Here is a 14,897-nt window from a genome sequence, read left to right as displayed (position 1 = left end):
GGGCGCGGCGCGCGGGGGCCGGGGGGGCCCGGCGGGGGGGCCGCACCGCACCCCGGCGCCCGCCCCCCCGCCCCGGATTTTTTGCTTTCGCGGGGGCCGCAGCGGGACGCGTGTAGACCCTGGCTTTGCGTCAGTTCGGCTGGAATCTGGCGCGTTTGTGGGTTTGTTTTCGCTGGTGAGAGCCCCAATGGGGCGGATTTGTTTCCGGAATCTCTGAGTTCGCTCAGAGGGGGTTGTCCGGCTCTTGAACGGACATTGATCGGCGGGCTAAGTTCTCGCATCGCAAGAGCAACCCCCAACCGTGGTGACACCACAGCCGCTTGGCCAGCGGTACTGCACAGCCCTCCCGTAATTCCCCCGTCGAGAAGGGCAACACCCGTGCTCCGTTCTGCACTCGTCGCAGGCTGCGCCACCGCCATCGCCGCTGCCGGCTTCCTCGCCGCGGCTCCTGCCAACGCCAGCGAGCTCGCCCCCCACCACATGAACGCCCACAAGGCGGCTGCCGCGGTGAGCACCACCGGCAACCTGGCCTACGGCGGCGGAAACGTCGTCACCTCCCCGACCGTCTACGTCGTCTACTGGGGAAACCAGTGGGGGACCGGCTCCACGGTCACCAATGACCCGTCCGGCGAGGCGGCGCTCCAGCTGAGCTTCTTCCAGCACGCCTACGGCAGTGGCGACACCTTCTTCACCTCGCAGACCCAGTACTGCGAGGGCGTCGCAACGGGAACGACCCAGTGCAACGGCGCGGGCACCCCGGTCGGCCACCCGGCCGCCAACCCGGTCGGCGGCACCTGGCTGGACAGCTCCACCAAGGCGCCCAGCAAGCCGACCGACGCCCAGATCGCCGCCGAGGCGGTCAAGGCCGCGGCGCACTTCAACGTCTCGGGTGACAACGTCCAGATCATCGTCGACGCCGCCCACGGCGTCGTGCCGTCGGGCTTCAAGACGCAGTACTGCGCCTGGCACGACCACACCACCACGGCCTCCGGTGCGGACCTGCCCTACACCAACATGCCGTACATCACCGACGCGGGTTCGGCCTGTGGCTCGGGCTTCGTTGCCACCGGCTCCTCCGGCGTGAACTCGACCGACGAGGGCATCACGATCGTCGGCGGCCACGAGTACGCGGAGACGCTGACCGACCCGGCGCCGAGCAGCGGCTGGGTGGACCCGTCCGGCTCCGAGACCGGTGACAAGTGCGCCTGGATCTCCAGCGGCCAGGGCGCGTCCGCGATCATCAGCCTGAACGGCTCGAACTTCGCGGTGCAGTCGCTGTGGAGCAACAACTACGGCGGGGGCGCGGGCAACTGCGTCACCTACTACGCTGGCGCGAGCAACCAGCACTGAGTTCTGAGTAGTCCTGCCGAGGCCGAGTCCGTCCCCCACGGGGGCGGGTTCGGCCTCGGGCCTTCCCGGAGGAGCGAGTGGTGAACCGAGTTCTGCGTGCCCTGCCTGTCCTGCTGCTGCCGTTCCTCGTCACGGCGTGCTCGTCGAGTGGATCGTCGTCTCCCTCCGCGGCGGCACCCTCAGCAGGGGCTTCGTCCGCGCCTGCCTCGTCCTCCGCGGCGGCAGCGGCGCCCGCTGCGGCGTGCACGCAGCTGCCGGCGGGCGTGCTGCCGCACTCCGCGGGGGAGCTGACGGAGCAGCAGAACGGCGTCTACTGCCTGCCGAAGGGGGGCAGGGTCGACGTCTTCCTGACGGCGGTCAAGGGCAGCCAGTGGGGCCAGGTCCAGGCCTCCGGCGCGCAGATCCTCGCCCCGGCGAACACCGGCGTGATGACCGCGCCCCTCGGCGTCACCCCGGCGATGTTCGTCGGCACGGCGGACGGCACGGCCGTCCTCACCAGCTCCACCAAGGCCGGCCAGAACTGGAAGGTCACCCTCGTCGTCAAGGGCTAGTTGCACTATCTAGGGGCGCGGGGAACTGCGCGAGCAACCACCCTGTGCGGATGGCCCTGTTCATTGAGGACCATCCGCATGTCGGTGGCTTGTCGCGCAGTTCCCCGCGCCCCTGGATGGTGCAACTTCCCTCTACGCCGAGATCAACGGGCGTTCCGGGGTCAGCGCAGCCGGCCGGTGCAGCACGCGCAGCTCGAGCGCGGCCCGCGCCGCTGGCCACTCCTCGTCGAGGATGGAGTAGAACGCGGTGCCGCGCACCATCCCGTCCAAGCCACGCGTGTGGTTGCGGTGGACACCCTCCAGCACCGCGCCCAAGCGCTCGATCGCCACGCGTGACCGCATGTTCCGCGCGTCCGCCCGGAGGGACACCCTGCGGACGCCCCAGGTCTCGAAGGCGTGACGCAGCATCAGAAGCTTGGCCTCGGTGTTGATTCCGGTGCCCTGCGCGCGCGGGGAGAGCCAGGTGGCGCCGATCTCGGTGGCGTCGGGGACGGCGGAGAGCGGGTCGCCGACGGGGCCGCGGGGGCCCGGGGGCCAGATCACCGGGCCCTGCCAGTAGTCCAGCTCGGTGAACCTGGTCGACCCGACCACCAGGCCGTCCGAGGCTCTGACCGTGGCGAAGGGCAGCGCGCGCCCCGCCGCCTGGGCGGCGAGCGCGTCGTGGACGTAACGTTCCGTCGCTTCGACGCCGTGCGGAACCGGCGTGAAGGCATAACTGCTGCGGTCCTCGGCCGCTGCCGCGGCCAGAGGCTCGATGTGGTGCTCGGAGAGCGGCTCCAGCCGCGCGGTGGTGCCGCAGAGGAAGACGGGTACGGGCACTTGGCCTTCGGTCCTTCGGCGGGTGGGGTCAGGAGGGTGCACCCCGGCGCGCACGGGCACGACGACGGATCGCGTTCGCCGTGAGGGCACGCGGGTGCGGGGGGACAGTTTGTGTCCGGAAGATGGCCGAGGCGGAGACGAGAGCGCGAAGGACAGCGGGCGGCCAGGTGAAGGCAAGGTGCGAAGCAGGGGGTGGTGCGGGCGCTCCACGCAACGTACGCAGCGACGAGAGTGGAGTGCAGCGAGAGGACCATACCTGTAGCGGAGGACTAAGTCATCCCAGCCGCGCGATTCCTGCTTGTACGGCGTGTCATCGGGGGCGCGCGATTCCGCTCCGCGCACCGAATTGGGGAATGAACCCTGGTTCCGCAATGCTTGCACCAGGGTAGGGGAAGCCTTTTTCCGGGCACCCCACGACAGGCGCGTACGCAGGCGAGCGAAGGAGTGGGACGCAGGTGCTGGAACCGCAGGGGCTGTACACATGGGAGCCCGAAGCCGAGGAGCTGGCCGCGGACGCCTCGATCCTGCTGCACTTCTTCGAGGGCTTCATGGACGCCGGCGAGACCGGCGAGCAGATTGTCGACGAGCTGCTCACCGATCCGGAGAAGAAGCTGATCGCCCGCTTCGACGCGGACCGGCTGGTGGACTACCGGGCCCGCCGCCCGGCCATGGTCTTCGACCAGGACCACTGGGCCTCCTACAAGGCCCCCGCGCTCGACCTGTACCTGGTCCACGACGCCGTCGGCGTGCCGTTCCTGGTGCTGACCGGGCCGGAGCCGGACGTCGAGTGGGAGCGGTTCGCCGCGGCCGTCCGCCAGGTGGTGGAGCGGCTCGGCGTGCGCCTCTCGGTGACCTTCCACGGCGTGCCGATGGGCGTCCCGCACACCCGTCCCGTGGGCCTGACCCCGCACGGCAACCGCAACGAGCTGCTGGGCACCCACCCGCGCTGGTTCGAGAAAGTGCAGGTGCCCGGCAGCGTCGGCGGGATGCTGGAGTTCCGGCTCGCCGAGTCCGGCCACGACGTCATCGGCTTCGCCGCGCACGTGCCGCACTACCTCGCCCGCACGCCCTATCCGCAGGCTGCGGTGACCGTTCTCGAGGCCGTCCAGGGCGCCACCGGGCTGATGCTGCCCGGCACGGCGCTGCGGGGCCGAATGGACGAGGTCCGCGAGGACATCGACCGCCAGATCGCCGAGGGCGACGCGGAGCTGCGTACCGCCATCCAGGGCCTGGAACAGCAGTACGACGCGGTGGCCGGCGCCGCCGACCGCGAGAACCTGCTCGCCGAGCCCGTGGACCTGCCCTCCGCCGACGAGCTGGGACGCGCCTTCGAGGAGTTCCTCGCCGAGCAGGGCGAGGGGGAGTGACCTTGTCGTGACCGCGTCGTGACGGGTCCGAGCCCGCATTCACACCGGGGTCATTACCGATACGAGAAGGGGTGGGGCCCGTCGGGCCCCACCCCTTCTGCGCTGTCCTGACGGTGCGTCTGTGCGTCTGTCAGCCCCGGCTACGGCCCGTCAGCACCGCGTTGGTGGTGACGAGTTTGGAGACCGCGTCGGCCTTGACGACCGTGGAGGGCGACGGGGACGGCGTCGTCGCGACCGGCTGCGGGGCCATCAACTGCTGGCTCAGCCACGGGAAGACCACCGGGTAGAGGCTCTTCCAGGTGTTCCAGTTGTGGCCGCCGTCGTTGAGGACGATCGGCTCGGGCATCTGCACCGGCCACTTGATCGCGTGGTACAGCGCCTGGGCGTTGGCCGGGGTGCTGAAACGGTCACTCTTGGTGGTGGCGATGAGTATGGAGACGTCCGCGCTGGTCGCCTTCTTGGCGAGCGCCAGCGGGTTCTCCGCGGCCAGGATCTTCTTGTCCTTGACGATGGTCGGGTCGCCGCGGAAGTCGTCGGGGCTCAGGCCGACCGCGCTGCCGTAGACGGTCGGGTACTCCAGCGCGAGCTTCGGCGCGCAGTAGCCACCGGTCGAGTAGCCCACCAGGCCCCAGGCGTGCGGGTTGTTCATCACCCGGAACTGGTTCTTGATCATGCTGGGCACATCCTTGGCCAGCCACGTGGCGTTCTTGTTCACGCCCACGTCGGTGCAGTCCGTGTTCGTCCCGGACGGGGAGATCTCCGGGATCACCAGGATGGACGGCTGAAGCGTGCCGTTGGCCATCATCCCCGACAGGCTGTTCGGCACGTCGCCGCCGCCGATCCAGGACCACGGGCTGCCCGGGTAGCCGGAGAGCAGCGTGATCACCGGGAAGTCGTAGTGCGCGTACTGCGGCTCGTTGTACTGCGGCGGCACCCAGACCAGCGCCTCGCCGGTCAGCTTGGACGCCTTGCCGAAGAAGTGAGCCCGCTGGAAGCCCGCCCGGTCCGCGGCGAACTGGATGTTCATGCCGTTGTCGGCGGCGGCGACCGGGACGCTGATCGGCTGCTGCTCGCCGAAGAGGTCCGCCCACGAGGTGTAGAGACCGTTGGCGTTGTTGATCCAGACGGCGACCACCGAGATGGCGGTCAGCTGGCAGGCCGCGATCATCGCGACCCTGCTGACCCAGCGCAGCCACTGGGGGCCTTGCACACGACCCCAGAGCACCAGAGTGCCCGCCATCGCGACGAGTGTCGCGATGATCAGGGTGTAGAAGAACGCTGTTCCGGTCAGGCTCACGTCTGGGTCTCTTCGTCTCTCGCGATTCGAGGTCGGGGGCAGGCCCGATGGCCTCTGTCTCTACTCTGGACACTCCGTGGCTGCGGCCGTTGGAGCGGGGTGCCATCTTATTTGCACGCTAGCCAAGGCAGGTGAGGGCAGACCTCTTACCTGTACGTTCGTGACAGAACTGTCGAAAAAGCCGACAGTAGCCACGCCGCGCCTCTCGACAGGCCCCCCGAACCGATGCTTATGATCCGACGGTGGACCGAGGACTGTTGCGACGAACGTCACGCTCCGTTGGGGCGTTGGCCTTCGTGGCGTGCTTCCTCCTGGTCCTGGTCCACGCGAGCACGGGTGCCGCCGGCGAGGCAGCCCCCGAGCGCCGGGCCTCGGGACCGCTGGACGCTTACAGCATGCCCCATCCGAAGGCGTCGGTACCCGCAAGCCTCGCGGGGTCCCAGGCGACGCCCAACGGCCACGCGAGCGAGTTCGAGGGACTGCCTGCGGTCGGCGCGGTCTTCTCCGCGGGTGACACGTCGCTGTCCCATCACTTCTGCACGGCGAGCGTGGTCGACTCTCCCGGCGGCGACGTCATCGTCCTGGCCGCGCACTGCCTGAGCGACCCGGCCAACGGCTCGCCCACCCCCGGCCCGATCGCCTTCGTCCCCGGCTACCACGACGGCCTGCAGCCGTTCGGCGTGTGGTACTCCTCGGCGCTGCTGATCGACCCGCACTGGGCCGCCAACAGCGACCCGGACACGGACGTCGCCTTCGCCGTCGTCCACAAGAACGGTGACCCGAGCGCCCGGATCGAGGACGAGGTCGGGGCGGAGAAGATCGCCTTCAACCAGCCGATGCCGGCGACGGTCGGCGTGGTCGGCTACCCGGCGGAGACCGACAAGCCGGTCTCCTGCCTCAACACGACCAAGATCTTCAGCGCCACCCAGGCGGAGTTCGACTGCACCGGCTTCCCCGACGGCACGAGCGGCGGCCCGCTGCTGCGGGGGATCGACCCCGTCTCCGGCCTCGGCACGGTCCTGGGCGTGATCGGCGGCTACCAGGAGGGCGGCGACACGGACGACGTGTCGTACGCGGCGTACTTCGGCACCCCCGTCAAAGCGCTGTACCAGGCGGCAGCCGCCGCAGGAGTGACGCCGGCTTCGCCGTCGCACTCCTGAGCCTTCGGCAGACGGGTCCAGTTGCACTATCCAGGGGCGCGGGGCTCTGCTGATATGCGGCTCCGCCGCGTGAGCGCGACGGGTCACCGAAGCTCCCGCAGGTAGTTGTGCCTCCAGGGGCGCGGGGAACTGCGCGAGAAACCACTGAATGCGGATGGCCCTGCGCGTTCGGGGCTCTACCTGCGTGGGTGGCTTGTCGCGCAGAGCCCCGCGCCCCTGATAGTGCAACCAGCTGCGGCAGCATGGGCCCGCCTTGTCGCGCCCGCGCGGCGGAGCCGCAGATCCGCAGAGCCCCGCGCCCCTGATAGTGCAACCAGCTGCGGCAGCATTCGCCCGCCTTGTCGCGCCCGCGCGGCGGAGCCGCATATCAGCAGAGCCCCGCGCCCCTGATAGTGCAACCACATGCGGCAGCATTCGCCCGCCTTGTCGCGCCCGCGCGGCGGAGCCGCGTATCAGCAGAGCCCCGCGCCCCTGGAGGTGCAACTTCCCCGCGTGCTGAAAGCTCCTGCGTGACGCGCCGTCAGGCCCTAGGATCCGCCGTGACCGGGGGAGGCGGATGTGGTGGAGACCACAGCAGGGGTGGAGCCCTTCAAGGAGCGGGCGTATGCGACCGCTCTGCGGGCCGGGTTGGAGTTGGTGGGCTGGATCGGGCTGCCGATCGCGCTGTGGGGTCACTCGATCCTGGCGGCGATCCTCGTCGACGTCGTGCTGATCGGCGTCCCCGCCGTCCTGCAGACGCCCGGGGACAAGCCGGGCCCCGGCGGCGGCGCCGTGCTCGCCGTGCCGGGGTGGGTGACGGTCGTCATGGTGCTCGCCGAGCTCGGCGGAGCCGTCGTCGCGGGGTGGCTGCTCTTCTGGGCCTGGGCCGCCGTGCTGGTGACCGTTCTCGCCCTCGCCTGCCTGGTCACCGAGCAGCCGCGCTGGAAGCGCCTGCTGCGAGCCTGACGCCGGCTGTCGGTCCGTCGGGTTACCGTGACGGGGATGGACGAAACCGCGCAGGTCACCAGCTACAGCCCCGCCGCGCAGGCGCGTTGGGTCGAGGAGCCGGACAAGCGTCCCGGCCGGACGGCCTTTCAGCGTGACCGCGCGCGGGTGCTGCACTCCGCCGCGCTGCGGCGGCTGGCCGGAACGACGCAGGTGGTCGCGCCGCTGGAGAGCGACTTCCCACGGACCCGGCTGACCCACTCGCTGGAGTGCGCCCAGGTCGGGCGGGAGTTGGGCGCCGCGCTCGGCTGCGACCCGGACCTGGTGGAGACGGCCTGCCTCTCCCACGACATCGGCCACCCGCCGTTCGGCCACAACGGCGAGGAGGCGCTGGACAAGGCGGCGCAGTCCTGCGGCGGGTTCGAGGGCAACGCGCAGAGTCTGCGGATCCTCACCCGCCTGGAGCCCAAGCGCTTCGTCCCGCACCCGGACGACCACGGCCGGACCACCAGCGTCGGCCTCAACCTGACCCGGGCGACGCTGGACGCGGCCACCAAGTACCCGTGGGCGCGCGGCGAGCATCCCGAACTGCCGCACAAGTACGGCGTCTACCAGGACGACCTGCCGGTCTTCCGCTGGCTGCGCCAGGGCGCCCCGAAGGACCACCGTTGCTTCGAGGCGCAGGTGATGGACTGGGCCGACGACGTGGCCTACTCCGTTCACGACGTCGAGGACGGCCTGCACGCGGGCCATATCGACCCGCACGCGCTGGCCTCGACCGCCGAGCGCGCCGAGCTGTACAAGGTCGCCGCCCGCTACGCGCCCAACGCCGAGCCGGAGGAGTTCGCCGAGGCGCTGGACCGGCTGCGCGGCGAGGAGTGGTGGCCGCACAGCTACGACGGCTTCGCGCGGGACCAGGCCCGGATCAAGGACGCCACCAGTCAGCTGATCGGCCGGTTCTGCACCGCCGCCGAGACGGCCACCCGTGCCTCCTACGGTCCGGGTCCGCTGACGCGCTATCAGGCCGACCTGATCGTGCCGCGTTCGGTCCGACTGGAGTGCGCGGTGCTCAAGGCGGTCGCCGACCGCTACGTCATGCAGCGCGACGACCAGGAGCAGCTCCGTCAGCGGCAGCGGGTGGTGATCAGTGAGCTGGCCGAGGCGCTGGTCGCGGTCGCACCGCAGGGGGTGGGGCTGGACCCGGCCTTCCGCACGCTGTACGAGGAGGCCGAGGACGACGCCGGCCGGCTGCGGGCGGTCATCGACCAGATCGCCACGCTGACGGACGCCTCCGCGCTCGTCCGGCACCGGCTGCTGACCGGGCGTCAGTAACACGGGCGGGTGACGCCCTCTTCACCTCCGGGTGTCCATGCGGGACTCTCGATGCCGAACACGGGGAACTGCGCACACGGACCAGTGGTGCCGGGTACGGCATGCAGCTACAGAGTGAGTGATCCGACAGGCGGGAGAACGGAACATGGCGGACGCGCACGAGACGCACGTCATCGTCGGCGGAGGACTGGCCGGGGCCAAGGCCGCGCAGACGCTGCGGGCGGAGGGTTTCTCCGGGAGGGTGATACTGCTCGGCGAGGAGCGCGAGCAGCCGTACGAGCGCCCCAACCTTTCCAAGACCTACCTGACCGGCTCCTCGGAGCGGTCCGAGCTCTTCGTGCACGACACGACCTGGTACGCCGCGCACGAGGTCGAGCTGCACCTCGGCTCCTCCGTGGTGGGGCTGGACCGCCAGGCGCGGGAGGTGCAGCTGAGCGGCGACGGGGTGATCCGCTACGACCGGCTGCTGCTGACGACCGGCGCCGCGCCGCGGGTGCTGGACATCCCCGGCATCGACCTGGGCGGCGTCCACTTCCTGCGCCGTCTCGCCGACTCGGACCGGCTGCGGACGACCTTGCAGACGCTGGGCCGGGAGAACGGCACCCTGGTGATCGTCGGCGCGGGCTGGATCGGCCTGGAGGTGGCGGCGGCGGCCCGCGGCTACGGCGTCGAGGTCACCGTGATCGAGCCGCTGCCGACGCCGCTCCACGCCGTCCTCGGCCCGGAGCTGGGCGAGTTCTTCGCCGAGCTGCACCAGGAGCGCGGCGTGAAGTTCCACTTCGGCGCCACCGTCACCGGCATCGAGGGCCGGGACGGGATGGTCCTGGCCGCCCACACCAGCGACGGCCAGGAGCACCCCGCGCACGCCGTCCTCGTCGCCGTCGGCGCGGCCCCGCAGACCGCCCTGGCCGAACAGGCCGGGCTGGAGCTGGCCCGCCGCGAGGAGGGCGGCGGGATCGCGGTCGACGCGTCGCTGCGCAGCTCCGACGAGCGGATCTTCGCGGCCGGGGACGTGGCCGCCTCCTGGCACCCGCTCTTCGAGCGCCGACTCCGCGTCGAGCACTGGGCCAACGCGTTGAACGGCGGCCCGGCCGCCGCCCGGTCCATGCTCGGGCAGGAGGTCGTCTACGACCGCGTCCCCTACTTCTTCTCGGACCAGTACGACCTCGGCATGGAGTACTCCGGCTTCGTGGCGCCCGGCGACTACGAGCGGGTGGTGGTCCGGGGCGACGCGGGCAAGCGCGAGTTCATCGCCTTCTGGCAGGCGGGGGACGGCCGGGTGCTTGCGGGGATGAACGTCAACGTCTGGGACGTGACCGAGCCGATCCAGGACCTGGTCCGCTCACAGCGCCCGGTCGACCCGGAACGCCTGGCCGACCCGTCGGTCCCGCTCGCCGCGCTGGTGGAGTAGCCCGCCCCGCAGCTGACCCGGACGCAGCCGTCCCGGAAGTGTCCGTCCACCCCCGTAGACTTCATGCGTGGCGGGACGCATCAAGGACGAGGACGTGCAGGCGGTCAAGGTCGCCCTGCGGATCGACGCTGTCGTCGGCGAGTACGTCCAGCTCGCCAACGGCGGCGGCGGTCAGCTCAAGGGGCTGTGCCCGTTCCACGACGAGAAGTCCGCGTCCTTCTACGTCAACCCGGCCAAGGGCGTCTTCAACTGCTTCGGCTGCCAGGAGAGCGGCGACACCATCGGCTTCGTGATGAAGATCGAGCACCTCTCCTTCGTGGAGACGGTGGAGCGGCTCGCGCCGCAGGTCGGCATCACGCTGCGGTACGAGGGCGGCTCCTACGTCCCGGGCCGCCAGCAGGGCGAGCGGACCCGGCTGCTGGAGATCAACAAGCTGGCCTCCACCTGGTTCCAGGAGCAACTCAACAGCCCCGAGGCCGAGATCGGCCGACGCTTCCTCAAGGAGCGCGGCTTCGAGCGCGAGGCCGCCGCCCACTTCTCGGTCGGCTACGCGCCGGGCGGCTTCGAGAACCTGACCCGGCTGCTGCGCGGCAAGGGCTACACCGATCGCGAGCTGCTGCTCTCCGGCATCTGCTCGGAGGGCCGCCGCGGTCCGATGGACCGGTTCCGGGCCCGGCTGATCTGGCCGATCCGCGACCTGACCGGCGAGGTCGTCGGCTTCGGCGCGCGCCGTCTGCGCGAGGACGACAACGGCCCGAAGTACCTCAACACGCCCGAGACGCCGCTCTACAAGAAGTCCCATGTCCTCTACGGCATCGAGCTGGCCAAGAAGGAGATCGCCCGCTCCGGCCGCGCCGTCGTGGTCGAGGGCTACACCGACGTGATGGCCTGTCACCTGGCCGGTGTCCCCTCGGCCGTGGCCACCTGCGGCACCGCGTTCGGCGAGGACCACATCAAGATCCTGCGCCGGCTGCTGATGGACACCTCCGCCTGGAAGGGCGAGGTGGTCTTCACCTTCGACGGTGACGCCGCCGGCCAGAAGGCCGCGCTGCGCGCCTTCGAGGATGACCAGAAGTTCGCCGCCCGCACCTCGATCGCGGTCAGCCCCGGCGGCATGGACCCGTGCGAGCTGCGCCTGGCCGAGGGCGACGACGCGGTCCGCAACCTGATCGAACACCCGGTCCCGCTCTTCGAGTTCGCCATCAAGGCGGCCGTCGGCAGCCACAACCTGGACACCGCCGAGGGCCGCGCCGCCGCGCTGGACCAGTCCGCGCCGATCGTGGCCCGGATCAAGGACCGCTCGATCCAGCACGAGTACGCGGTCCGGCTCGCGGGCCTGCTGGGCATCCTGGACGAGCAGTTCGTCGTCCGCCGCGTCGGCCAGCTGGCCCGCTGGGAGGCGGCCCGCCGCGACGCCGGGGGCAACGCGCAGGGCGGCCCGCAGCGTCGGGGCGTCCAGCCCGCGCCGGTCCAGGCCGCGCCGCAGCGCCCGGCGTACCGGCTGGACCCGCGCAACCCGGCGCAGTTCGTGGAGCGCGAACTGCTCAAGCTGGCCTTGCAGTTCCCGGCGCTGGTCGCCCCGATGCTGGACCACTTCGGCGTCGACGAGTTCGCGACCCCGCCCTACGCCAGCGTGCGGGAGGCCGTCGTCGCGGGCGGCGGAGTCACCACGGGCGCCCAGGCCGCCGACGTCTGGGTTGACGTGCTGCGCGAGGTCGCCCCGGACGACGGGGTGCGCGGGCTGATCACCGAGCTCGCCGTCGAGCCCGTGCGCACCCGCCGCGCGCCGGACGCCGTCTACGCGGGCGAGTTCCTGGTCAGGCTGCGGCTCCAGGCCGTGGCCCGTCGCGTCGCCGCCTGCCGCGGCCAGCTGCAACGCCTCGGCACCAACGGCGACCCGGAGCAGCTCGCGGCCGTCCAGGGGGAGCTGTGGGCACTCCAGCAGTACGAGGGCGCGCTGCGATCCCGTGGGGCCGCGGCACTCTGACGCCGCGTCGGGTGACGGTGTCTCTTCACCCTGGGTGACCGATTCACCACAGAAACTCGGCGCACGGGTCTCTGCCCGGAGCCCCGGCCGGGCGCACACTGGTCCTGGTGCCCCATCACTCGCAGTCGCGGGCCGCCGACGACGGCGGTACCGCGCCCCAGGCGTCCCGGACGGAGGGCGACGAGCCGCCCGACGTTCCGATGCCGCGTGTCCCGAACACCGCCCCCCAGCAGGCGTCGGCCCCGCCTCCGGGGCCTCCTCCGACGCCGGAAGGGAAGGACGTGGACGTTGCCACGGCCCTCGACCCCGCCATGATCGTGCAGGTTCCCGTACCTCGGGCCCCCGTCCTGGAGCAGGTCCCCCCAGCGAGTCGCGTTCCCGTCGTGGAGGAACCCACGGCCGAGGAACTGCAGGCCGTCGAGGACGAACCGGCCCCGGCCCTGGACGACACCGGCGGACCCTCGGCGGACCTCTTCCGCCAGTACCTGCGCGAGATCGGCCGGATCCCGCTGCTGACCGCGGCCGACGAGGTGGAGCTGGCCCGCAGGGTCGAGGCCGGACTCTTCGCCGAGGAGTACCTGGCGCTCCATCACGACACGGTCGACGTCGCCCTCGCCGACGAACTCGACCAGCTGATCGTGCGCGGCCGGATGGCCAAGCGCCGCCTGATCGAGGCCAACCTGCGGCTGGTCGTCTCGGTGGCCAAGCGCTACATCGGACGCGGCCTCACCATGCTGGACCTGGTCCAGGAGGGCAACCTGGGCCTGATCCGCGCGGTGGAGAAGTTCGACTACGCCCGCGGCTACAAGTTCTCGACGTACGCGACCTGGTGGATCCGCCAGGCGATGAGCCGTGCGCTCGCGGACCAGGCCCGCACGATCCGCGTCCCGGTCCACGTGGTCGAGCTGATCAACCGCGTGGTCCGGGTCCAGCGCCGCCTCCTCCAGGAGCAGGGCTCCGAACCACGCGCGGCGGACGTGGCCGCGGTCCTGGAGCTGTCGCCGGAACGCGTCATGGAGGTCCTGCGCCTCTCCCAGGAACCGGTCTCCCTGCACGCCCCTGTCGGGGAGGAGGACGACGTCGCGCTCGGCGATCTCATCGAGGACGGGGACGCGGCCTCCCCGGTCGAGTCGGCGGCGTTCATGCTCCTGCGCGAGCACTTGGAGGCGGTGCTCAGCACGCTCGGCGAGCGTGAACGCAAGGTGGTCCAACTCCGCTACGGCTTGGCGGACGGCCGTCCGCGCACCCTGGAGGAGATCGGTCGCCTCTTCGGCGTGACCCGCGAACGGATCCGCCAGATCGAGTCCAAGACCCTGAACAAGTTGCGTGACCACGCGTTCGCGGACCAGCTGCGCGGCTATCTCGACTGAGGGACGTTGCAAACGTCCAGGGGCGCGGGGAACGGCGCGAGCAACCACCCGGTGCGGATGGCCCTGCTCGTTCGGTGCTCTACCTGCGTGGGTGGCTTGTCGCGCAGTTCCCCGCGCCCCTGAGGTGTTGCAACGTGCCCTCAGCCCAGACCTACCGGTTCAACTCGGGGTGCGTCTGCTTCAGTACCGCCTCGTACTGCGCTCGCACCGCCCCGCCGACGGCGGAGTCCTCCGAGGGGTCCAGGAGTGCCGCAGGCGCGGGGGGCTGCCAGGCCGGAGGCGTCGCGCTGCCCGCCAGGGCCCACGCGGCCTGGCGCGCAGCGCCGATCGCGGCGTACTCGGCCTGGGCCGGGACGACGACGGGGACACCGAAGATGCCCGGAGCCGCGGCCTGGACCGCGGCCAAGCGGCTGGCGAGGCCGGTGAGGAAGACCCGGTGGACCGGGATCCCGGCCCCGCGCAGCACGTCCACCGCATCGGCGAGGCCGCACAGCATGCCCTCGACCGCCGCGCGGGCGAAGTGCTCCGGCTTCATCGAGTCGACCCGCAGCCCGGAGAGCGTCCCGGCCGCGTGCGGCAGGGACGGCGTGCGCTCGCCCTCCAGGAAGGGGAGCAGCACCAGGCCGTAGGAGCCGGGGGTGGAGCGCAGGGCCAGCTCGCTGAGGCCCTGGAGGTCGGTGCCCAGCATCAGTGCTGCCGCACGCAGGACGCGGGCCGCGTTCAGGGTGACCACCTGGGCCAGGAAGCGTCCGGTGGCGTCGGCGTAGGTGGCGACGGCGGGGTCCTGCAGGGCCTCCGTGTGCACCGCGTGGAGCGTGCCGTTGCTGCCGAGGGAGATCATCACGTCGCCCGGACCGAGGTCGAGGCCGAGCGCGGTGGCCATCGTGGTGCCCGTGCCGGCCGAGATCAGCAGCCCCTCGGGGCTCTGCCCGGCGGCCTCGGCGGGGCCGAGGACCTGCGGGAACTGGTGCAGCTCGTGGCCGAGCGCCAGCGCGGCCAGGTCCGGACGCCAGCGCTCCTCGACCGAGGACCAGTAGCCCGTGCCGGAGGCGTCGCCGCGGTCGGTGGTGCGGCGGGCGGCCTGGCCGAGGAGCTGCCAGACCAGCCAGTCGTGGGGGAGCAGCACCTCGGCGATCCGTTTGGCCGCGGCGGGCTCGTTCTCCGCGAGCCAGCGCAGCTTGGCGACGGTGGAGGAGACGGGCGGTACCGCGCCGGTCGCCTGGGCCCAGGCGACCGCGCCGCCGAACTCGTCGACCAGGGCGAGGGCGGCGGTGGCCGGGCGGGGGTCGTTGCGCAGTATCGCCGGACGGGCCAGCACGCCGCCCGCGT

Annotated in this window: 12 protein-coding genes; 9 read left to right on the top strand and 3 right to left on the bottom strand. The window is 71.4% G+C overall.

What is annotated here, in order from left to right; translation table 11 throughout:
* Nucleotides 1-378: 378 nt before the first annotated feature.
* Together I2501_RS19775 and I2501_RS19770 are read left to right on the top strand one after the other, a co-directional pair.
* On the top strand, nt 379-1,350 hold the full coding sequence (locus tag I2501_RS19775; RefSeq protein ID WP_196195459.1) for a hypothetical protein: 972 nt from the start codon (nt 379-381) through the stop codon (nt 1,348-1,350).
* Between the two features lie 80 nt (nt 1,351-1,430).
* Complete coding sequence (locus tag I2501_RS19770; RefSeq protein ID WP_196195458.1) at nt 1,431-1,901, top strand: hypothetical protein; 471 nt, start codon at nt 1,431-1,433, stop codon at nt 1,899-1,901.
* 132 nt (nt 1,902-2,033) lie between these two features.
* Here I2501_RS19770 and I2501_RS39505 read toward each other — a convergent pair whose 3' ends face one another.
* The gene (locus I2501_RS39505) at nt 2,034-2,720 is read right to left on the bottom strand and encodes a GNAT family N-acetyltransferase (protein ID WP_328806492.1); all 687 of its coding nucleotides are present in this window, start codon (nt 2,718-2,720) and stop codon (nt 2,034-2,036) included.
* A 455-nt stretch (nt 2,721-3,175) separates the two neighbouring features.
* Here I2501_RS39505 and I2501_RS19760 point away from each other — a divergent pair, with 455 nt between their 5' ends.
* On the top strand, nt 3,176-4,087 hold the full coding sequence (locus I2501_RS19760) for a PAC2 family protein (protein ID WP_196195456.1): 912 nt from the start codon (nt 3,176-3,178) through the stop codon (nt 4,085-4,087).
* Between the two features lie 130 nt (nt 4,088-4,217).
* Here I2501_RS19760 and I2501_RS19755 read toward each other — a convergent pair whose 3' ends face one another.
* Nucleotides 4,218-5,384 (bottom strand): alpha/beta hydrolase, encoded by a 1,167-nt coding sequence (locus I2501_RS19755; RefSeq protein ID WP_196195455.1) that lies wholly within the window; start codon nt 5,382-5,384, stop codon nt 4,218-4,220.
* 395 nt (nt 5,385-5,779) lie between these two features.
* Between I2501_RS19755 and I2501_RS19750 the strand changes: the two genes are divergently transcribed.
* The 6 genes from I2501_RS19750 (at nt 5,780) to I2501_RS19725 (ending at nt 13,568) form a co-directional block, all read left to right on the top strand.
* Complete coding sequence (locus I2501_RS19750; RefSeq protein ID WP_196195454.1) at nt 5,780-6,544, top strand: trypsin-like serine peptidase; 765 nt, start codon at nt 5,780-5,782, stop codon at nt 6,542-6,544.
* 561 nt (nt 6,545-7,105) lie between these two features.
* A complete protein-coding gene (locus tag I2501_RS19745; protein WP_328806490.1) occupies nt 7,106-7,489 on the top strand; it encodes a hypothetical protein in 384 nt (127 codons plus the stop codon).
* Nucleotides 7,490-7,525: 36 nt separating this feature from the next.
* On the top strand, nt 7,526-8,800 hold the full coding sequence (locus I2501_RS19740; RefSeq protein WP_196195453.1) for a deoxyguanosinetriphosphate triphosphohydrolase: 1,275 nt from the start codon (nt 7,526-7,528) through the stop codon (nt 8,798-8,800).
* Nucleotides 8,801-8,945: 145 nt separating this feature from the next.
* Entirely contained in the window at nt 8,946-10,211 is a 1,266-nt protein-coding gene (locus tag I2501_RS19735) for an NAD(P)/FAD-dependent oxidoreductase (protein ID WP_196195452.1), read from the top strand.
* A gap of 67 nt (nt 10,212-10,278) precedes the next feature.
* Nucleotides 10,279-12,198, top strand: coding sequence for a DNA primase (gene dnaG / locus I2501_RS19730; RefSeq protein WP_196195451.1), 1,920 nt, complete (start codon nt 10,279-10,281; stop codon nt 12,196-12,198).
* Between the two features lie 200 nt (nt 12,199-12,398).
* Nucleotides 12,399-13,568: an RNA polymerase sigma factor gene (locus I2501_RS19725; RefSeq protein ID WP_236046778.1), complete on the top strand. Its 1,170-nt coding sequence runs from the start codon at nt 12,399-12,401 to the stop codon at nt 13,566-13,568.
* A 151-nt stretch (nt 13,569-13,719) separates the two neighbouring features.
* Here the strand turns inward: I2501_RS19725 and I2501_RS19720 are convergent.
* A partial coding sequence (locus tag I2501_RS19720; protein WP_196195449.1) for an FGGY-family carbohydrate kinase occupies nt 13,720-14,897 on the bottom strand: 1,178 nt, incomplete at its 5' end.

Source organism: Streptacidiphilus fuscans (assembly GCF_015690355.1).
Classification (GTDB): Bacteria; Actinomycetota; Actinomycetes; order Streptomycetales; family Streptomycetaceae; genus Streptacidiphilus; species Streptacidiphilus fuscans.
This window is presented reverse-complemented; position numbering and strand designations above follow the sequence as displayed.